Annotated in this window: 16 protein-coding genes and 1 pseudogene; 13 read left to right on the top strand and 4 right to left on the bottom strand. The window is 71.1% G+C overall.

Going from position 1 to position 19,726, the window contains the following annotated elements; genetic code table 11:
* The 4 genes and pseudogenes from ABT053_RS36430 to ABT053_RS36415 all read left to right on the top strand — a co-directional run.
* Positions 1-117, top strand: a pseudogene (locus ABT053_RS36430) (succinate--CoA ligase subunit alpha); the annotation flags it as partial.
* A 480-nt stretch (positions 118-597) separates the two neighbouring features.
* Positions 598-2,259, top strand: coding sequence for a cell division protein PerM (locus ABT053_RS36425; RefSeq protein WP_350975513.1), 1,662 nt, complete (start codon positions 598-600; stop codon positions 2,257-2,259).
* Between the two features lie 481 nt (positions 2,260-2,740).
* Positions 2,741-3,259, top strand: coding sequence for a SigE family RNA polymerase sigma factor (locus tag ABT053_RS36420; protein ID WP_350975511.1), 519 nt, complete (start codon positions 2,741-2,743; stop codon positions 3,257-3,259).
* Complete coding sequence (locus ABT053_RS36415) at positions 3,246-4,667, top strand: hypothetical protein (RefSeq protein WP_350975509.1); 1,422 nt, start codon at positions 3,246-3,248, stop codon at positions 4,665-4,667. The genes ABT053_RS36420 and ABT053_RS36415 overlap by 14 nt, the downstream gene beginning before the upstream one ends.
* A gap of 308 nt (positions 4,668-4,975) precedes the next feature.
* Here ABT053_RS36415 and ABT053_RS36410 read toward each other — a convergent pair whose 3' ends face one another.
* Entirely contained in the window at positions 4,976-5,386 is a 411-nt protein-coding gene (locus tag ABT053_RS36410) for a UbiA prenyltransferase family protein (protein ID WP_350975507.1), read from the bottom strand.
* Positions 5,387-5,465: 79 nt separating this feature from the next.
* On the opposite strand from ABT053_RS36410, the gene purN reads away from it, so the two are divergent.
* The 4 genes from purN (at position 5,466) to ABT053_RS36390 (ending at position 8,944) form a co-directional block, all read left to right on the top strand.
* On the top strand, positions 5,466-6,086 hold the full coding sequence (gene purN / locus ABT053_RS36405) for a phosphoribosylglycinamide formyltransferase (protein WP_350975506.1): 621 nt from the start codon (positions 5,466-5,468) through the stop codon (positions 6,084-6,086).
* Positions 6,087-6,145: 59 nt separating this feature from the next.
* Positions 6,146-7,690 (top strand): bifunctional phosphoribosylaminoimidazolecarboxamide formyltransferase/IMP cyclohydrolase, encoded by a 1,545-nt coding sequence (purH, locus tag ABT053_RS36400; protein WP_350975504.1) that lies wholly within the window; start codon positions 6,146-6,148, stop codon positions 7,688-7,690.
* Positions 7,691-7,852: 162 nt separating this feature from the next.
* On the top strand, positions 7,853-8,035 hold the full coding sequence (locus ABT053_RS36395; protein WP_344923529.1) for a hypothetical protein: 183 nt from the start codon (positions 7,853-7,855) through the stop codon (positions 8,033-8,035).
* Between the two features lie 48 nt (positions 8,036-8,083).
* The gene (locus ABT053_RS36390; protein WP_350975502.1) at positions 8,084-8,944 is read left to right on the top strand and encodes a bifunctional methylenetetrahydrofolate dehydrogenase/methenyltetrahydrofolate cyclohydrolase; all 861 of its coding nucleotides are present in this window, start codon (positions 8,084-8,086) and stop codon (positions 8,942-8,944) included.
* Between the two features lie 177 nt (positions 8,945-9,121).
* Here ABT053_RS36390 and ABT053_RS36385 read toward each other — a convergent pair whose 3' ends face one another.
* A complete protein-coding gene (locus tag ABT053_RS36385) occupies positions 9,122-9,778 on the bottom strand; it encodes an FHA domain-containing protein (RefSeq protein ID WP_344749230.1) in 657 nt (218 codons plus the stop codon).
* Between the two features lie 181 nt (positions 9,779-9,959).
* On the opposite strand from ABT053_RS36385, the gene ABT053_RS36380 reads away from it, so the two are divergent.
* From ABT053_RS36380 to ABT053_RS36370, 3 genes are all read left to right on the top strand, one after another.
* Positions 9,960-11,081 carry a citrate/2-methylcitrate synthase gene (locus ABT053_RS36380; protein ID WP_350975500.1) on the top strand — a complete coding sequence of 374 codons (1,122 nt, stop codon included), beginning with the start codon at positions 9,960-9,962 and terminating at the stop codon, positions 11,079-11,081.
* A 31-nt stretch (positions 11,082-11,112) separates the two neighbouring features.
* Positions 11,113-11,400, top strand: a complete 288-nt coding sequence (locus ABT053_RS36375) for a DUF3017 domain-containing protein (protein ID WP_350975498.1) — start codon at positions 11,113-11,115, stop codon at positions 11,398-11,400.
* A 116-nt stretch (positions 11,401-11,516) separates the two neighbouring features.
* Positions 11,517-12,731, top strand: coding sequence for an NADP-dependent isocitrate dehydrogenase (locus tag ABT053_RS36370; protein ID WP_350975496.1), 1,215 nt, complete (start codon positions 11,517-11,519; stop codon positions 12,729-12,731).
* A 217-nt stretch (positions 12,732-12,948) separates the two neighbouring features.
* Here ABT053_RS36370 and ABT053_RS36365 read toward each other — a convergent pair whose 3' ends face one another.
* On the bottom strand, positions 12,949-14,526 hold the full coding sequence (locus tag ABT053_RS36365; protein WP_350975495.1) for a sigma factor-like helix-turn-helix DNA-binding protein: 1,578 nt from the start codon (positions 14,524-14,526) through the stop codon (positions 12,949-12,951).
* Between the two features lie 275 nt (positions 14,527-14,801).
* Here ABT053_RS36365 and ABT053_RS36360 point away from each other — a divergent pair, with 275 nt between their 5' ends.
* Positions 14,802-17,309 (top strand): bifunctional serine/threonine-protein kinase/glutamate ABC transporter substrate-binding protein, encoded by a 2,508-nt coding sequence (locus ABT053_RS36360; protein WP_350975494.1) that lies wholly within the window; start codon positions 14,802-14,804, stop codon positions 17,307-17,309.
* Between the two features lie 333 nt (positions 17,310-17,642).
* On the opposite strand, the gene ABT053_RS36355 is transcribed toward ABT053_RS36360, so the two are convergent.
* Positions 17,643-18,173 carry a PadR family transcriptional regulator gene (locus ABT053_RS36355; RefSeq protein WP_350975492.1) on the bottom strand — a complete coding sequence of 177 codons (531 nt, stop codon included), beginning with the start codon at positions 18,171-18,173 and terminating at the stop codon, positions 17,643-17,645.
* Between the two features lie 55 nt (positions 18,174-18,228).
* Between ABT053_RS36355 and ABT053_RS36350 the strand changes: the two genes are divergently transcribed.
* The gene (locus tag ABT053_RS36350) at positions 18,229-19,686 is read left to right on the top strand and encodes an MDR family MFS transporter (RefSeq protein ID WP_350975490.1); all 1,458 of its coding nucleotides are present in this window, start codon (positions 18,229-18,231) and stop codon (positions 19,684-19,686) included.
* Positions 19,687-19,726: the final 40 nt, after the last annotated feature.

Here is a 19,726-nt window from a genome sequence, read left to right as displayed (position 1 = left end):
GGCTCGGCCGGCACCGCCCAGGCCAAGAAGGACGCCCTGGAGAAGGTCGGCGTCCGCGTCGGCCGCACCCCGAGCGAGACCGCCCGCCTGATGCGCGAGGTCGTCGAGTCGCTCTAGCGCACGGCTCCGGGGCCACGGCCCCGGACGGGCGAACGCGGCGGCGCACAACCCCGGCGCACTGCCCCGGAGCGTGTTCCGGGACGCGGCTCCGGGTGAGCGGAACGCGGTACGGCAAGGCACGGCAAGGCACGGCAAGGCACGGCACGACGCCGCGCGATCCGGTGGCGGGCTCGCACCGGATCGCGTGCCGGTCCCACCGCGCCGAGGACCGTCGAGGACCATCGAAGGGCGTCCGGCATCCCGCCGGGCGCCCTTCGCCATGACAGCCGCGACCGCCACGACAGCCGTGATCGCCATGACAGCTGCGACAGCCGTGACTGCCGTGCGATCCCGGTACGTTTCCGCCCGGGGGAGAGGTCACGGGCGGTTTCCGCGCCGGCGCCGTCCGGATACCACAGGGGACTCCCGTCACACGGTGCGCGACACGCGGGCGCGGGAGTCCCTTCCGCACCGAAGATCCTGAGACCATCGACTACTGTGACGGCCCTTTTCGATCAGCTACGGACGGCTCCCCGCAACGTCCTCAGCCGTATCCCCCTGCCCGGCCTCACGGGTGACGACGACGACGTCCGCCGGCCGCTCCCCGTCTCCGGGATGCTCGCCGCCGCGTGGACCCTCGGCGTGGGGCTGGCGGTGCTCACCACGCTCACCCTGGTCGGCTGGATCGCCGCTCCCCGCGGCGCGCTCGGCGCGGGCCTGCCTGCGGTGTTCCGCACCGCGTCGCAGCTCTGGCTGGCCGCGCACCACGCGGGCTTCGCGATCCCCGGCGGCTCGGTGGGCCTGCTCCCGCTCGGGCTCACGGTCCTGCCCGCCTTCCTGCTGTACCGCGCGGGGATGTGGATGGCCCGCGACGCGGACCTGCGGCTCAAGCTGCCCGCCCGGCTGCCCAAGAACACCCCCAAAGAGGTGTCCAACGCCCGCCGCAGGGCGCAGCTGGTCCTGATCGCGCAGGCGGGCATCTCGCTGGCGGCGCCGTACGCGCTGCTGGCCGGGCTGATCGCGCTGGTCACCAGGAACGAGATCACCCAGCCCTTCCTCGGCGACGTGCTGGTCAGCCATCTGGTGCTCGCCTTCCTCGCGGGCTCCGTGGCCGTCGCGAGGACGATCGGGCCCTGGCGGTCGATGCTGCGCCTGCTGCCCGAGCGGCTGCGCTCGGTCGTGGCCGGGACGTCCGCCGCGCTGGCGATCATGCTCGTGGCGGGTGCCGTCATGGTGCTCGGGGCCGTCGTGGTCAACTTCGGGCAGGTCCAGGAGCTGTCCGGGATCCTGGCGCCGGGGTTCGTCGGCGGGCTGCTGCTCCTGCTGGTCCAGGGGCTCTACCTGCTCAACGCCGTCATCTGGGGGCTGGCCTACATCGCGGGCCCCGGGTTCGCGGTCGGCACCGGCACGCTGGTCGCGCCGACGGGCGTGCAGCTGGGCACGGTGCCGAGCCTGCCGATCCTGGGCGCGCTGCCCGAGGCGGGCCCGACCCCGGCCTGGGTGATGATCGTGATCGCGGTGCCGTTCGTGGCCGGGGCCGTGGCGGGCATCCTGGTCGTCCGGATCTCGCCCTCCTCCTCGTACGAGGGGGCGCCGCTGTGGGGGTTCGTCTGCGGGCTGGCGACCGGGGTGACGGCGGGCCTGCTCGCGGCGCTGTCCGGCGGCTCGCTCGGCGGCGCGCGGCTGTCCGCGCTGGGCCCGGCGGGGTGGGAGGTGATGCTCTCGGTGACCCTGGAGGTGGGCGTCGCGGCGGGGATCGCCGCCGGGCTGGCCAACTGGTGGCTGATCTTCCGTGGTCAGAACACGGCCGTCACCAAGGCGGCGGCCAAGGTCGGCACGGCCACCGCTCCGGTGCGCAAGGCCGGTGTCAAGATCGCCAAGGCGGCGGCCTCGGCGGCCGGCAAGGTCGGCTTCGCCGAGTCGGAGGAGCTCCAGAAGCTCCCCGGCTACTGGCTGGACGCCACGGAGTGCGACACCCAGCCGATCCCGGTCATCAGGGACGACTGGGAGGACGAGCACGCCTCGGCCGCCGCGGAGAACCCGCAGAAGGCCCGCCGCCCCGACCCGCCGCGCCCGCCCCGGCGCGACATCGTCGACGAGACCGACGACAAGGGCGGCCACGTCATCTACGTCGACCCCTACGCCTGGGACCGTGATTGACAATGGGCGTCCATGTTCGCGCCTGCACCTGAGACCGAGGCCGACCGGGACCGTGACCGCCCAAGCCCCTGACAGCCCGGGACGTGACCGGTGAGGGCTGCGACCGTCTAAGACCGTGACCGCCCGGGACGTGGCCGGCGGGGACTGTGATCGCCTGGGATTGTGACCCTTCGGGACTGTGACGACCCAAGGCCGTGACCGCTCGCGACCGTGACCGCGTAAGGCCGTGACCGCGTAAGGCCGTGACCGCGTAAGGCCGTGACCGCGTAAGGCCGTGACCGCGTAAGACCGTGACCGCGTAAGACCATGGCCATCCAAGACCGTGACCATCCAAGACCGTGACCATCCAAGACCCTGACCGTCCAAGACCGCGGCCGGAAATCCGGTGGCGGGGAATCCGTCAGCAGGCAATCCGGTCGTGCCTGGAAACCCTTCGCGCGGGGTCGGGCGTATGGACGGGTATGAGACCTAAGACGGCCGCGTGAGCGGTCACGAGGGGTTCACCGAGTTCGTCGCGGCGCGGGGAGCGAACCTGTTCAGGATCGCCCACCTCACCTGCGGGTCCCGCGACGAGGCCGAGGACGTCCTGCAGAGCGCGCTGGAGAAGGCCTACCGCAGCTGGGGCCGTCTGCACGCGGGAAGCGACCCCGAACCCTACGTGCGCCGCATCATCGTCAACACCGCCATCAGCCGCGCCCGCCGTCGCGCGATACTGCGGATCTTCCTGACCGACTCGCCCCCGGAGACCCCGGCGCCCGACTCCCTGAGCGGTGTCGAGCTTCGCCAGGTCCTGATCGCCGGTCTCCGGGGCCTGCCGCCGCACCAGCGCGCCGTACTGGTCCTGCGCTTCTTCGAGGACCTGACGGAAGCCCAGACCGCCGAGATCCTCCGCTGCTCGATCGGGGCGGTCAAGAGCCAGGCGTCCAAGGGACTGGCCCGTTTGCGCGCCCTGATCGGCGCCGACCTTCACGAGGAGGAGTTTCCCCATGCCGAACGTTGAGCACGAACTCCGGCTGGCCATGGTCGAGGAGACCTCCGCGCTCGGCGTGCCTCCCGGCCTCGCCCACCGCGTCGCGCAGGGCGCGAACCGGGAGAGGAGGGCTCGCAGGACGGCGGTGGCCCTGGTCGCCGCGGCCGTGCTGGCGACGGCCGTACCCGGCTACCTGACCGTGACGGACCGGAGCGGCGTCGCCTCTCCCACCCAGGCGGTGGGGGTGGACGGCGTCAAGGTCGGTTACCTGCCCCCGGGTCTCGGCGCACCCGTACTGGAGAGGGCCGACGCCGGAGGTCTTCGCGGCACCGGCGCGACCTGGGGGGCGGGGGACGACCTCGTCCGCGTCACGGTCTACCGGGACCCGACCTTCCACACCGGAGGGGCCGAGCGTGTGCTCGGCGGGATCAAGGGCACGCCCGAGACGCTGCCGGGAGTTCTCGTCGCAAAGGTACGCGGACGCGGGGCGTTCACCCGGGCCGAAGGGGACGACCTGGTCTGGGAGGAGCGGTCCGGCCTGGTCCTGCGCGTCACGGTGGGCGTCCGGCATCGGGACGCCCTGCGAAGGATCGCCGACGGTCTCACCCCCAAGGATCCGACCGGCGGAGTCTTCCAGGGGCTGCGCTTCACCTACGTCCCACCCGGCCTGCACCTGACGGACCCCTCCACCGTGGTCGACCCGAACGGGTGGACCGAACTCGGGTGGAGCGGGGACAACGGCGCCTCGATCCGGCTCCTGGCGGTGCGCGGGGTGAACGCCGCGGACGCGGAGACGCTGCTCACCTGGGCCAGGACCCGTCAGAACCTGCACACCGCCACCCCGGAGAAGGTCCGTGGCAAGCCCGGGTACCGGGCCGACGGGGGCGGCAGGGGCGCCTCGTACTCGCGGATGCGCCTGTGGCTGGAGAAGCCCGGTCTCGGGTACGTCGTGGAGGTGAACCAGGGTCTCGCGACCACGCTGGACAGGATCGTGAAGGGCCTCGTCCCCGCCGAACCGCCGTCTCCCTCCGGTAAGCCGTCCACCCCGGGCAACACGGTCGACCACGTCGCCGTCGCCTCCCTGCCTCCCGGCCTGCGACGGGTCGCCGGGGAGACGACGCGGCTCGGCAGGGGCTGGAGCGCGAAGATCGCACGCTGGTCGGACGGCTCGCGCGACATGGAGGTCACCGTGGTACGCGGCGCGGTCCTGCACAGCAGCCAGTGGGTGGACGAGTTCCTGCGCGGGCAGAAGCGGGAGTCCGCGCGCACGAGAAGGCCGCCCATGGGCATACGGACCACCGATCAGGACGGCCGCCGGGGGATCTTCTTCGAGACCTCCGAGGTCGCCGTCCATGTCAAGGTCGATCCCGCCCTGGCCGGCGAACTGGACAGGATCGCCGCGAAGATCCGCGTCCCGCCCCCGTCCTACCGGCCATAGCTCCCGCGGGCCGTGGCTCCACCGGCCATCGCTTCCCCGGGAGCCACGGCCCGCGCGGGACGCGGGAGCCACGGCCCGTGGGTCTCACGGGCACCGATCAGGGCCGATCGAGGAGGCAGGGACCCGCCCGCGCTCTTCCGGGAGCGCGGGCGGTGTCGTGCGCGACAACCGCGCGACACCCGCGCGGAAACCGCTCAGGACGGAAGACGAAGACCGCTCAGGGCGCACTCACGACGGGAAACGAGGACCGCTCAGGACGGGAGACGAGGACCGCTCAGGGCGCGCTCACGACGGGAGACGAGGACCGCTCAGGGTGGGAAGGGGAACTGCACCTGGCCCGGCTGGAGGAAGGGCATCTTCTGCTCCATGGCCCGTTCGAGCTGTTCCACGCACTCGTTCTGCGACGCGATGGTGCCCGCGCCCCTGCCGCACTCGGTGTAGGCGGCGAGCTCGTCGCCGAAGTAGAACTGCAGCGCCGTCACCGCGATCGAGACCAGCAGCGCTCCGGCCGCCAGCACGACGCCCACCACGGCGGTGACGGCAGGCTTGGGGATGGCGCGGAGCGTCCTGATCGCACGGATCGAGGTGATGAGGGCGAAGATCGCCATGACGATTCCCCCGAGGGGGAGCACCAGCGTCATCACCACCGCGGCGACCGCGAGCCACAGCGCCCTCCGACCGGCGCTCTCGGCGGGCCGGACCTCGACCGGTAGTGTCACCTGACCTCCTTGCGTCGTTCGTACGGACAGGCCGATACCCTTGCAGCGGCGTGAGTCCCCGTCCGAATGGAGTGCGTCGGTGTCATCCCAGGCCGTTCGGCTTGTGGTTCTCGTGTCCGGTTCTGGAACCAACCTACAGGCCCTGCTGGACGCTGTGGCAGACGAAACCTACGGTGCCCGGATCGTGGCCGTGGGTGCCGATCGCGACGGAATCGAGGGCCTGGCCCGTGCCGAGCGCGCGGGGGTGCCGACCTTCGTGGAGAGACTGGCCGACCATCCCACCCGCGAGAAGTGGGACGACAGGCTCGCCGCCCGCATCGCCGGGCACCGTCCGGACCTCGTGGTCTGCGCGGGGTTCATGAAGATCCTCGGCGCGCCGACGCTGGAGGCCTTCCCGGTCCTCAACACCCATCCCGCCCTGCTGCCCTCCTTCCCCGGCGCGCACGGCGTCCGCGACGCGCTCTCGTACGGCGTGCGCGTCACCGGCTGCACCGTGATGCTCGCCGACGCGGGTGTCGACACCGGGCCGATCATCGCCCAGGAGGCCGTGCCCGTGCTGGACGGCGACGACGAGGCGGCCCTGCACGAGCGCATCAAGACCGTCGAGCGTCACCTGCTCGTCGACACCGTCGGCCGGATGGCCCGCGAGGGCTGGACCGTCACCGGCAGGACCGTCCGATTCGGACGCCCCGGCGGATGAGCCGGGCGCCCCGGAGAAAAGCCCCGGAGAAAACCGGAACCAACCAGGAGGAGCACGAAGTGACCCGCATCGCCATCCGGCGCGCGTTGATCGCGGTGTATGACAAGAGCGGGCTGGAGGAGCTGGCCCGCGGGCTCGACGCCGCGGGCGTGGAGATCGTCTCCACCGGGGGCACCGCCGCGAGGATCGCCTCCTTCGGCGTCCCCGTCACTCCTGTCGAGTCGCTGACCGGCTTCCCCGAGTGCCTCGACGGCCGGGTCAAGACGCTGCACCCGCGCGTGCACGCCGGGCTGCTGGCCGACAGCGGCAACCCGTCCCACACCAAGCAGCTCGAAGAGCTGGAGATCGAGCCGTTCGAGCTGGTGGTGGTCAACCTCTACCCGTTCCAGGAGACCGTGGCCTCCGGCGCCTCCGACGCCGAGTGCGTGGAGCAGATCGACATCGGCGGTCCCGCCATGATCCGGGCCGGAGCCAAGAACCACGGCACCGCCGCGGTCGTGGTCGACCCCGCCTCCTACGGCGACGTGCTCGCCGCGGTCGCCGCGGGCGGCTTCACCCTCGCGGAGCGACGCCGCCTGGCCGCCGCCGCGTACGCCCACACGGCCTCGTACGACACCGCGGTGGCCTCCTGGTTCGCGAGCGTCTACGCCGCCGAGGACGGCGCGTGGCCGCGTTACATGGGCGCGGCCTGGGAGCTGCGGTCGCCGCTGCGCTACGGCGAGAACCCGCACCAGGGCGCGGCCCTGTACTCGGGGCAGAAGGACGGCCTGGCCAACGCCGAGCAGCTGCACGGCAAGGAGATGTCCTACAACAACTACCTCGACGCCGACGCCGCCTGGCGGGCCGCCTGGGACTTCGACGGGCCCGCCGTGGCGATCATCAAGCACCAGAACCCGTGCGGCATCGCGGTCGGCGCCGACGTCGCCGAGGCGCACCGCAAGGCGCACGCCTGCGACCCGGTCTCCGCGTACGGCGGCGTGATCGCGGTCAACGCCGAGGTGACCGGGGAGCTGGCCCGGCAGATCGCCGAGGTGTTCACCGAGGTCGTGGTGGCCCCCTCCTTCACGGAGGAGGCGCTGGAGGTGCTCACCGCCAAGAAGAACATCAGGCTGCTGTCCTGCCTCGGGGGGCCGTCCAACCCGGCGGAGTTCCGCCGGATCGACGGCGGCCTGCTGGTACAGACCGCCGACCGGGTCGACGCGCCGGGCGACGACCCGTCCACCTGGGAGCTGAAGGCCGGGCCCGCCGCCTCCGCCGAGGTCCTCGCCGACCTCGCCTTCGCCTGGAAGGCGTGCCGCTCGGTGAAGTCCAACGCGATCCTGCTCGCCTCGGACGGCGCGAGCGTGGGCGTCGGCATGGGTCAGGTCAACCGGGTCGACTCGGCGCGGCTCGCGGTCTCCCGGGCGGGCGAGCGCGCTTCGGGGGCCGCCGCGGCCTCCGACGCGTTCTTCCCCTTCGCCGACGGCCCGCAGATCCTCATCGACGCGGGAGTGAGGGCGATCGTGGAGCCGGGCGGTTCGATCAGGGACGAGGAGGTCGTCGCGGCGGCCGAGGCGGCCGGGGTGACCCTCTATTTCACCGGCACCCGTCACTTCTTCCACTGATCTTCACTCGCCCGTTCCCCTGCGTGCGGCCGTCGTACGGCTGTGGCGGCCGCGCACAGGAGATAAGAAAGTGGCGGATTAGACAGGACTACCTGGATGAAAAAGGTTTGACCTGCGGTTAGTCTGAAGCATCCCTTTCGTCCCAGCGGTGGAGATCCCCTTATGCCCCTGCTCGACCACGCCCTGTACGCCTTTGTGATCATGCACGGTTTCTGGGTCAGTCCTTGGATGATGATCATCATCGCGCTCGGCGCGGCCTACCTCAGCGGGCGGGCCATGGAGTGGATCCCCTTCACCCGCAGGATCATCGAGCGAAGGGAAGCGAGGGAGGCGGAGCGCGGCTGATCCCGGGGGGCCGGTCTCTCCCGCCGATCCCGTGAGAGGGTTGTCCGCATGAGCGCGCGGATTCTCGACGGCAAGGCCACGGCGGCGAAGATCAAGACAGACCTCACGGCGCGGGTGGCCGCGCTGCGGGAGCGGGGCGTCGTCCCCGGGCTCGGCACCGTCCTGGTGGGCGGTGACCCCGGCAGCCAGATCTACGTCGCGGGCAAGCATCGCGACTGCGCGGAGGTGGGCATCTCCTCCATCCGCAGGGACCTGCCGGAGGACGCCACCCAGGCCGAGGTCGAGGCGGTCGTCGACGAGCTCGACGCCTCCGCCGAGTGCACCGGCTACATCGTCCAGCTCCCGCTGCCCCGGCACCTCGACACGCAGGCGCTGATCGAGCGGATGGACCCGGCGAAGGACGCCGACGGCCTGCACCCGGTCAACCTGGGCCGCCTGGTCCACATGGTCGACGCGCCGCTGCCCTGCACGCCGTACGGCATCGTCACGCTCCTGCAGGCGTACGGGGTGCCGATCAAGGGGGCCGAGGTCGTCGTGGTCGGCCGGGGCATCACCGTGGGCCGCTCGCTCGGCCTGCTGCTCAGCCGCCGCTCGGAGAACGCCACCGTCACCCTCTGCCACACCGGCACCCAGGACCTCGCGGCCCACACCCGCCGGGCCGACATCGTCGTCGCCGCGGCCGGGGTGCCGCACCTGATCACCGCGGACATGGTGAAGCCGGGCGCCGCCGTGCTCGACGTCGGCGTCTCCCGGGTCGACGGGAAGATCGCCGGTGACGTGGCCCCGGGGGTCGAGGATGTCGCGGGCTTCCTCACCCCCAACCCCGGCGGCGTGGGCCCGATGACCCGGGCCATGCTGCTCACCAACGTGGTCGAGGCCGCCGAGAGGCGTGCCCGCGAGCGGGACTGATCCCGCTCGCGGGGGCCCGCGGCTCTCCGCGAAACCGCTGCGAAGCCCGTGTAGGCACCGCGAACCTGTGAAAGCGCCACGGAGCCCGTGAAGGCCGCGAAGCCTGAAAGCACCACGAAGCCCGTGAAGCTCGTAAAAGCTACGAAGCCCGAAAGCGCCGCGAAGTCGCCGAGGCCGCTAGGAGGCCCTGCGGTTCGCGGTGGTGGACGACGCCGTCTGCGGCTCCGGGGAACCGGCCGCGCGCTGTGGCGGCACCACCGGGGTGGGCCTGACCAGCCCCAGGGCGACGACCTCGTTCGCCAGCCTGGTGCGCCGGTTGGTGCCCTCGGGGATGCGGAACTTCTGGTAGAGGCGCAGGAGGTGCTGCTTGACAGCCGCCTCCGTCACCACCAGATCGTCGGCTATCTCCCTGGCCGTGGCCGGTGCGACGAACGCCTCGTCCGACAGCGCCGGACGGCACAGCGACGTCAGGACATCAACCTCCCGCCTGGTCAGCTCCGGTGCCGCGGCGCGGCGGAGCTCGACCTCCGGGGCGAAGTCCTCGCGTGGCACTCCGCCGATCCTGCCTCGTGCCGCGCCGAAGGACACCACGTCACCGTCGTCAAGCACCCTCCGGGCGATCGGCCGGCCGTTGACCCGCGTGCCGTTGCGGGACAGGCCCAGGTCAACGACGTACAGGTAGGGTCCGCGCCGGACGAATTCCGCGTGCAGCCGGGAAACACTCGGATCGGTGAGCCGGATGTCCACTCCCCGGCCACGTCCGATCGTCGTGATCTCGGGGCGCAACGGGACCACCTCGCCTGTGTCCTCGATGCGTATGAACGGCCCCTCCACGGCAGTTCCTCCCCAGGTAGCCCGCCGTAACTATTCCTACAGCTCCGGCTTACCCAAACGAGGTGATGGGGAATCGCCTTTGCCAGAAGGAGAATCCTGCGTGAAATTGGTCTGTACCTCTCGGGAGGGTTTCCGCTGCTCACAGGTAGACTTCGGACACAGATAAGCGGAGGAAACACTCATGGCGGACAAGCCCACCAAAGGTCTCGCCGATGTCGTAGCCGCGTCCACAGCGCTCAGTGACATCGACGGTCAGGCCGGTCGCCTCTTCTATCGTGGCTACGACATCCACGATCTGGCCGGCCGCACCACCTTCGAAGAGACCGCCCACCTGCTCCAGTACGGCACCCTCCCCACGCGGGAGCAACTGTCGTCGTACGGTGAGGAACTGGTCCGAGGGCGCACGCTCGGCACGCTCGCCGAGGCCAACATCCCGGAGATCGCGGAGAAGCAGGCCCCCATGGAGGCGCTGCGCACGCTGGTCTCGCTGGCCGGGGGCGACGATCCGGACAAGGACACCAACGCGCCCGAGGCGAACCTGCGCAAGGCCGCCAGGCTGACCGCGCAGCAGCCGATCCTCGTCGCCCGCTACCACGCGGCCAGGACCGGGGCCTCCGTCCCCGATCCGGACCCCGAGCTGAGCGTGGCCGCGAACTTCCTGCTCCAGATCACCGGCCGCACCCCCGGCGAGCGCGAGGTCGAGATCTTCGACGCCTGCCTGGTCCTGCACGCCGACCACACGATGAACGCCTCCACGTTCGCCGCCCGCGTGTGCGCCGCGACCCTGTCCGACATGCACTCGGCGGTCGTGGCGGCCATCGGCACCCTCAAGGGCCCGTTGCACGGCGGTGCCAACGAGCAGGTCATGCGCACCCTGGAGTCGCTCGACGCGGGTTCCGTCGCCCAGGCCGTACGGGACAAGCTCGCCGCCGGAGAGAAGATCATGGGCTTCGGGCACCGCGTCTACAAGACCGAGGACCCGCGTGCCACGCACCTGCGCAAGATGTCGCAGGAGCTCGGCGAGGCGTCCGGCGACGACACGTACTACCGGATGTCCAAGGAGATGGAGGAGGTCGTCTTCGAGACGAAGGGCCTCTACCCGAACGTCGACTTCTACGCGGCGACCGTCTACCACTATCTGGGCATCCCGACGGACCTGTTCACTCCCGTCTTCTCCGTCAGCCGCATGTCAGGATGGACCGCACACGTCATCGAGCAGCACGCCGACAACCGGCTGATCCGCCCGGACAGCGAGTACATCGGCGAGCGCGACCAGAAGTGGAAGCCGATCTCCGAGCGATGAGCCGACGTCAGGGGCGAGAGCGGGTGGGCCGGTGAACGCGCGAGCGGTCGAGGCGAACAGGGAACGTTGGGGGGCCTACCCCCTGGTGGTGGGCGGCGCGTTCGTCGCGCTGGTCCTCGCCGTGATGCTGGGCATGCCCTACTGGGGCGGGATCGCCATGGGCGCCGTCATGACGCTGGGGGCGCTCGCCCGGCTGTTCGGGGGCGGGCGGCTCGCCGTCCGCCGCAAGGCCACCGACGTCGTCACGCTGGGAGGTCTCGGCGTGATGCTGGCGGTGGCCGGGATCATCCTTGAGTTCAAGGACCACATACCCATGTGACAGGTCGGATGGCCGGGTGCGCCACGAGGGGATCGACCACGTCCGATAGCCTCAACGGCCAGTGAGCCTCAAAAAGGACTGTCTGGCCAATTTAGTTCAGAAGGGGAACCACACGCATGCCCAAGATCAAGGTAGAGGGCCCCGTCGTCGAGCTTGACGGCGACGAGATGACCCGGATCATCTGGCAGTTCATCAAGGACCAGCTGATCCTTCCCTACCTCGACGTCGACCTGAAGTACTACGACCTCGGGATCGAGCACCGCGACGCCACCGACGACCAGGTGACGATCGACGCAGCGAACGCGATCAAGCAGTACGGAGTCGGCGTCAAGTGCGCCACGATCACCCCTGACGAGGCTCGGGTGGAGGAGTTCGGCCTCAAGAAGATGTGGAAGTCCCCGAACGGGACCATCCGCAACATCCTCGGCGGCGTCATCTTCCGCGAGCCGATCATCATGTCCAACGTGCCGAGGCTCGTCCCCGGCTGGACCAAGCCGATCATCATCGGCCGTCACGCGTTCGGCGACCAGTACCGCGCCACCGACCTGAAGGTCCCCGGCGAGGGCAGCCTCACCCTCACCTACACCCCCAAGGACGGCTCGGAGCCGATCGAGCTCGACGTCTACGACTTCCCCGGCCCCGGCATCGCGCTGGCGATGTACAACCTGGACGACTCGATCCGCGACTTCGCCCGCGCCTCCATGCGGTACGGCCTGTCGCGCGGCTACCCGGTCTACCTCTCCACGAAGAACACGATCCTCAAGGCCTACGACGGCCGCTTCAAGGACATCTTCGCCGAGGTCTTCGAGACCGAGTTCAAGGCCGACTTCGACGCCGCCGGGATCACCTACGAGCACCGCCTCATCGACGACATGGTCGCCGCGGCGCTCAAGTGGGAGGGCGGATACGTCTGGGCCGCCAAGAACTACGACGGCGACGTCCAGTCCGACACCGTCGCGCAGGGCTTCGGCTCGCTCGGCCTGATGACCTCGGTCCTGCTCACCCCCGACGGCCAGACCGTCGAGGCCGAGGCCGCCCACGGCACGGTGACCCGCCACTACCGTGAGCACCAGAAGGGCAACCCCACCTCCACGAACCCGATCGCCTCGATCTTCGCGTGGACCCGGGGCCTGCAGCACCGCGGCAAGCTCGACAACACCCCCGCGCTGATCGACTTCGCCGAGAAGCTGGAGCAGGTCTGCGTCGAGACCGTCGAGGGCGGCCAGATGACCAAGGACCTCGCCCTGCTGGTCGGCGGCGACGCCAAGTGGCTGACCACCCAGGACTTCCTGGCGGCCCTGGACGAGAACCTGAAGAAGAAGGTGGGCTGACCGGCGCCCGACCGGTCTCCGACGGCACCGGGCCGGCGACCGGCCCGCGCCGCCTTCGAGAAAACCCCCGAGGAACCCAAGGAACCCAAGGAACCCAGGGAACTCAAGGAAAAGGGCCGCCCCACGGCGGCCCTTTTCCCGTTCCCGGTTCCCCGCTCCCCGCGCGCCTTGTTCCCGTACGACTCCGTACGGCTCCGGTACGGCGCCGGGCGGACGGTCACGGTGCCGCCACGGCCCCCAGGACGAGAGAGGTGTCCGCCGGGAGGCCGGGCACGCGGTGCGACCGGCCGGTGACGGCGTCCACCCGGTGGAAGCCGAGAAGGCCGCCCCCGGCCCTGGCGTTCATCCGCACGACCACCTCGCGGTTGTTCAGCCAGCTCACGACCTCGGCCGTGGCGGGCCGCTTCGTCCCGGGGAGCGGGAGCCGCTTGAAGACCCGTCGTGACGCGGCGTCGACGACGTGGAGGCTGGGGGGTTCCTCGCCCTTCCCGGCGACGATCGCGGCGGAGTGTCTCCCGCCGGGGGAGTCGGCCCAGGTCCCGTACCTCTCCTGGAGCCAGGTGGCGATCCGCTGCGCCGGAGGCATCTGTCCTGCGGGTACAGATGTCAGGGCGCCGGTCGTGAAGTCGGTCCGCAGCCGCCGCTCGCCGAGGGTGACGGTGAAGTGGCGGCCGCTGGGGGAGACGCTCACCTGCGTGCCGTTCTCGGTGTCGGCGGGGACGAGGACCGGTGACAGGTAGCGCTTCACGCCGCTGCCGAGGTCGTGGGCCACGTAACGGCGCTCCGCCGCGCTCAGGTAGGCGACGCGGCGCCCGTCGCGGCTGACGGCGGGGGCGAGCCGCGGGGGCTCCTCCTCGTCACCGTGCGCGAGGCGCTGGGCGGCGTCGGGGACGCTCAGCGTCGTCTCGCAGGGTTCCCGGCCCTCGCACCCGGAGAGGCCGGGAGCGGGGCTCTCCGGGCCGCCGGAGGCCATCGTCAGCGTCCATCCCGCGCAGGTGACGTCCCCGGCACGCGCGGGAGGTGTCCCGACGGGGGCGTCGGGACACGGCCCGGGGACCGCGTAGCGGATCACCGCGGAGGTGCGCGGGGCCTGCCACGGCGCCGGGGCGGCACCGGTTTCCCCACCCGGCCCCGAGCCGTCCGGTCCCGGGCCGTCCGAACCCGGGCCTTCCGGACCCGGACTGGTGAACGCCCGTACGGGCTCCTGGGCCTGCGCCGCGTGCGGCCGGCCGCGCTCGCCCAGTGCCGAGTTCCACACCTCGTCCTGCTGGAGCACGGTGAAGGCGGCGAACAGGCCGACCGGGACGAGCGCCGCCGCCACGGCGAGGAGGGCTCCCCTGGCGCGGCGCCGCCTGATCGTACGCATGGAACGGACGGTGAGGTCGGGGACGGAGGCCTCGCCCGCGGCGTTGGCCATCCTGGTGACCAGACGGCTCTCGCTGCCCTTGGTGAGGGTGTCGACCGCCTCGGCGATCTCCGACTTCACCGTCTCCTCGGGGAGCCCGAGAAGGGAGGCCATCTCCGCGCGGGACCTGCCGTCGTGCAGGCAGGCGACCACGAGGAGCCGCTGCCGGGGCGGGATCCGTACCAGGGCCGTCGGCCCGGCGGCGCTCGGCCGCTGGAGGAAGCGGCGGTAGAGCGCGATCTGGGCGTGCGTGGTGGGGTTCTCCCACAGCGGCGGTGGCCAGGAGAGGGCGACGGTGTGGAAGGAGCGCAGGGTGAGGCGGATGGCCTGCTCGTGGCTGCCGGTGAGGAGAAGGGCGGTGCCGACGAGGGAACGCTGATCGCGCTGCACGAACTCGCGATAACCGATATATCGGCGCATGGAAGTTTTTGCTCCGGCTTGCCTGAGGGACGTACAACGGTAGCGATCTAAGCGGCTGGAGCGCCAGATTGGGGTGAATGTCGGAGATTGGGGGGTGATGGTATGTGTCGTTTTTTATCGTGACATGGGCGGAAGTCAGGGTGTCGGCGGGGGAAATGTGAGGTCACGTCGGGATAACAGGGGGAGAGGGCGGGTCATGGCGCCGTAAAGTTTGCCACGTCGAAGATTACGAGACCGTGGGGACGATGATGCCGGAGATCGCGCCACTGGAAGCGGGAGAGCCGCGCCAGCTCGGGCCGTTCCGTGTCGTCGGGCGGGTCGGCGAGGGCGGGCAGGGCATCGTCTACCTGGGGATCAACGCCGCGGGGGAGCGGGCGGCGATCAAACTGCTGCACGTGAAGTTCTCCGGTGACGCCATCGCCAGGTCCCGGTTCGCCAGGGAGGCGAGGGCGGCCCAGAGAGTTGCCTCGTTCTGCACGGCGGGCGTGATGGACGCCGACCTCGAAGGCGACACCCCCTACATCGCGAGCGAGTACATCGAGGGCAGGTCGCTGCGCGAGGTCGTGGAGAGCGACGGCCCCCTCAAGGGCTCCCCGCTGCAGCGGCTGGCGATCGGCACGGCCACCGCGCTCACCGCGATCCACCACGCCTCGATCGTGCACCGCGACTTCAAGCCGGACAACGTTCTCATCGCCGCCGACGGCCCGAGGGTCGTCGACTTCGGCATCGCCCGCATCCTCGACTCCACCGGCACGATCACCAGCCGGGCCATCGGCACCCCCGCGTACATGGCGCCGGAGCAGATCTCCGGCGCCGACGTCGGGCCGCACACCGACGTCTTCGCCTGGGGGGCGACCATCGCGTTCGCCGCGACCGGCGAGACGATCTTCGCCGGGGGCTCGATCGCCGTGGTGCTCAACCGCATCCTCAACCACGAGGTCGACCTCGGCACGCTGCCGGAGCCGTTGCGCGGGGTGGTCGGCTCGGCGCTGTCCAAGTCACCCGCCACGCGACCGTCGGCCGACCAGCTCCTGCTCCGGCTGCTCGGCCATCCCGAGACGGTGAACGCCTCGCCCGCGATCCTCACCCAGGGCGCCAAGGTCGCCGTCCCCGAGCCGCCCCGCGACGAGCCTCGCTCCCGCGACGAGTCCCGGTTCCACGAGCAGGACCGCTCCCGCGATCAGGGCCCTTCTCGCGACCATGACCGCTCCCGCGACCATGACCGTTCCCGAGAGCAGGGTCGCGAGAGTGAGCACGCCGACGACGGGGACCAGGGCCGTGATCACGACGCCACCAGTCCCATGCGCACCCCGAAGCCCAGGACGGGCGGAGTCTCGGGCGACCAGCCTCTCCCGTCCACGGGATTCCGGGCCGGGCATTCCGCCCACGACCAGCGTCCCCACCCTGGGCACAGCGATCAGGGCGGCCAGGTCAGTCAGAGCGGCCAGGGCGGCCAGAGCGGTCAAGGTGGTCAGAGCGGGACACGCCAGGAGCCTGGCGGCCAGAGCGGGCCGGGCCAGGGCGAGCGCCGCGCGTCCGCCGCCCACGGCGGGCCGTCGCACACCCCGGCTCCCAGCCCCGCTCCCACTCCCACGGAGCACCCGTCCTTCCCCGACCACCGCTTCCCGGACCGGCGCTCCCCCGAGTCGCGCCCCTCGGACCGGCACTCCCCGCAGCGGCACCCCCAGGACCACTCCTCTCCGGACCACCGCTCATCGGTGCGTCGCGACCACCCGCCGTCCCCGGACTACTGGAACCACCCCCCGCCCCCCGGGTACGGCGACGGCACGGGGTACGCGGACCAGGGGGGCGAGGTGCCGCCGCCCAGCTGGCAGGCGTCCGCGACCCTCGTCGGGGCCCCGGAGACGCCGCGGCGCCCGAGCGGGGCGCGCTGGATCGCCGCCGCCGTGGCCGTGCTGCTGCTGATCGCCGGAGGGGTCGCCGCGGCCCGCTGGTGGCCCGGTGCCGCCCCGGAGGACGAGCCGAAGGAGCCCGTCCCCACAGCCTTCACCTCCGTGGCGGACAAGGCCGCCAAGACCGGCAGGCTCGTCGTCGGCGTACGCGACTTCCTGCCCGGTATCGCGCTGCGGAACCAGAGCAGATGGAGCGGCTTCGAGATCGACCTCGCCCTGGAGATCGCCAAGGCGTTGGGGGTGCCGGAGAGCGGTGTCACCTTCCGGGCCACCGCCCGCCCCGAGCGGCCGAAGCTGCTGGCGGACGGCGACATCGACCTGGTCCTGGCGACGTACTCGATCAACGACACCGACGACGTCACGTTCGCCGGACCGTACTACCTCGCGCACGTCGACGCCCTCGTCAAGGACGGCTCACCGATCACGAACCTGACGGGCCTGGAGGGCAGCCGGATGTGCCAGCCGGACTCCAGCGCGGCCGTGGCCGTCCTGCAGGGCGCGGTCGAGCAGCTCACGCTGGTCGCCGCCAAGACGTACTCCGAGTGCGTCAACATGCTGCAGGCGGGCCAGGTCGACGCGATCCCGGGCGACGACCTGCTGCTCGCCGGTTTCGCCAACCGGGAGAGCATCCGCTACAAGCTGCTCGGCCTGAAGCTCACCGACGAGCGTTACGCGGTGGCCCTCAAGAGGGGCGACGTGCGCACCTGCGAGGCCGTCACGGGGGCGATCGCCGACCTCTACCGGAGCGGCACGATCCGCACGCTGCTCGACAAGCACTTCTCCAAGGTCGAGTTCCCCGGCCGGGAGAGCAACGCCCCCACCATGGCCGCCTGCACCTAGCCGCGCCGGAAGCCTGATCCGGGACGGCTAGGTGCGAGACCTGATCCGGGACCCGGTCCGGAACCTGGCCCGGGACCCGGTCCGGAACCTGGCCCGGGACCCGGTCCGGAACCTGGCCCGGGACCCGGTCCGGAACCTGGCCCGGGACGCGGCCCGAGGTCTGGTTCGGGACTCGGTGCGAGGCCTGATCCGGGACCCGGTCCGAAACCTAGCCCGGGACCTGATCCAGGACCCGTTCCGAGGCTTGATCCGGGACCCGGTCCGAAACCTGGCCCGGGACCTCATCCGGGACCCGGCCCGGGACCCGGTCCGAGGTCTGGTCCGGGACGCGCGTTAAGGCCGCGTCTCGTCCGTGGACTTCTCGATCGCCGCCGCCGTGTCCGCTGCCCAGTCGCGGACCGTCCGCGTCTTCCTGATGCCCAGGTCGAGGGCGTGGTTCCCGAAACCGGCCTCCCTGCGGTCCCTGCTCTCCCGGAGCGCCTCCAGGTGCGCCAGCTTGGCGTTGTAGGCCTCCGTCTCCGTGTGGAGCAGCGCCACTGCCTCGTGCGGTTCCAGGGTCGGCAGCAGGAAGGCGCGGAGCAGCCCTTCGTCGCGGTACGACCGTGACGGCTCCTTCTCCAGCAGCCATCGCCGGAGCTCGCGCGCGCCCTCGTCGGTGATCGCGTACGTCTTCCTGCCCCGGGGGCCCTCCTGCTCGACCGTCACCCAGCCGTCCGCGGCCATTTTGTTGAGCTCCGGATAGATCTGGCTGTGTCCGGCCTGCCAGGCGTAGTTGATCGACCGTTCGAAGAGCTTCGTCAGGTCGTAACCACTGGCGGGACCCGTGACGGTCAGCAGGCCGAGGAGCGCGATCCGGAGTGACATGCCCTCATCATACTTATGGATTGACATGTAAGAGCTGACAGGTCAATATCCACACGTGTCCAACGACGTATTAACTCCCTCCCCGAAGACCCGACCCGGCAACGGCCTGCTCCTGCTCGCCGTGCTCGGCGGGATGTTCCTCGCCATGCTCGACCAGACGATCGTGGGGACCGCGCTGCCCCGGATCACCCAGGAGCTCGGCGGCTCGGACCTCTATGTCTGGGTCGTGACGGCGTACCTGCTGACCTCGACCATCACCGTCCCCCTGTACGGCAGGCTGTCCGACACCTACGGCCGCAAGCCCCTGCTGCTGACCGGCGTCGCGGTGTTCCTGCTCGGTTCGCTGCTGTGCGGCGTCGCCCAGGACATGAACCAGCTGATCGCCTTCCGCGCGCTGCAGGGGCTGGGCGCCGGGGCGCTGCTCCCGCTCTCGCTCGCCCTGGTCGCCGACCGGTTCCCGCCGAACGAGAGCGGCCGGGTCCAGGGCGCGCTCGGCGGGGTGATGGCGCTGAGCTACATCGCCGGGCCGTTCCTCGGCGGCGTCTTCACCGACCAGGCCGGCTGGCGCTGGGCCTTCCTGATCAATCTCCCCATCGGCCTGGTCCTCATCGCGATCATCGTCGCGCGGCTGCCGCACGTGGCCGGGCAGGGGCGCGGCGCCCGGCCCGACTACCTGGGCATGGCCGTGTTCAGCGCGGCGATCGGCGCGCTGCTCGTCGGCCTGACCGAGAAGGGCCTGGACGACCACGCCTGGACCAGCGGGCCGGTGCTCTGGCCCATCCTGGCCTCCGCCGTGCTCCTGGCGGCGTTCGTCCTGGTCGAGCGGAGGGCCGAACAGCCGATCATCCCGCTGGAGCTGTTCCGCAACCGCACCTACACGCTGGTCAACGTGGCGTCGTTCTTCACCGCCTTCTGCCTGTACGCCGGGGTGGTGTTCCTGCCGCGCTACTTCCAGGAGGCCATGGGGCTGACCGCCACCGAGTCGGGCCTGCGCATCTACCCGCTCATGCTCGGGATGGTGGTGGGAAGCGTGGTCGCCGGCGCCCTCATCTCCAGGACCCAGCGCTACAAGCCGTGGCTCGTCGCGGGGCCGTTCCTCATCTCGGCCGGGGCGCTGCTGTGCACCGGGATCGCGGCAGACACCCCGGCCCTGGCCCTGGTCGGATGGATGGCGCTGCTCGGGCTGGGCATGGGGCCGATGCTGTCCGGGCTGACCGTGGCGATCCAGTCCTCGGTCCCGCCCCGGTTCATCGGCACCGCCAGCGCGAACCTGACCTTCTTCCGGCAGATCGGCGGCTCGGTCGCCCTGGCGCTCGCCGGAACCCTCTACACGACCGTGGTCAGGGACGAGGCGCCCGCCCGCGGGCTGGAGGCGGCCCACGCGGCGGCAACCGCGACGGTCGTCCCGTGGCTCGCCGTCAGCGGGGCGCTGATCGCGCTCGCCGCGCTGGTCCTGCTGCCCGGAGGGCGGATCGGGGCACTCGCCGGACGGCCGTCCGCCGTGGACGGGTAGCATCCGAGCGTCACAATTCATCCTTCGAGTAGGGGAAGGT

The sequence above is a fragment of the Streptosporangium sp. NPDC002524 genome (genome assembly GCF_040295985.1).
Classification (GTDB): domain Bacteria; phylum Actinomycetota; class Actinomycetes; order Streptosporangiales; family Streptosporangiaceae; genus Streptosporangium.
This window is presented reverse-complemented; position numbering and strand designations above follow the sequence as displayed.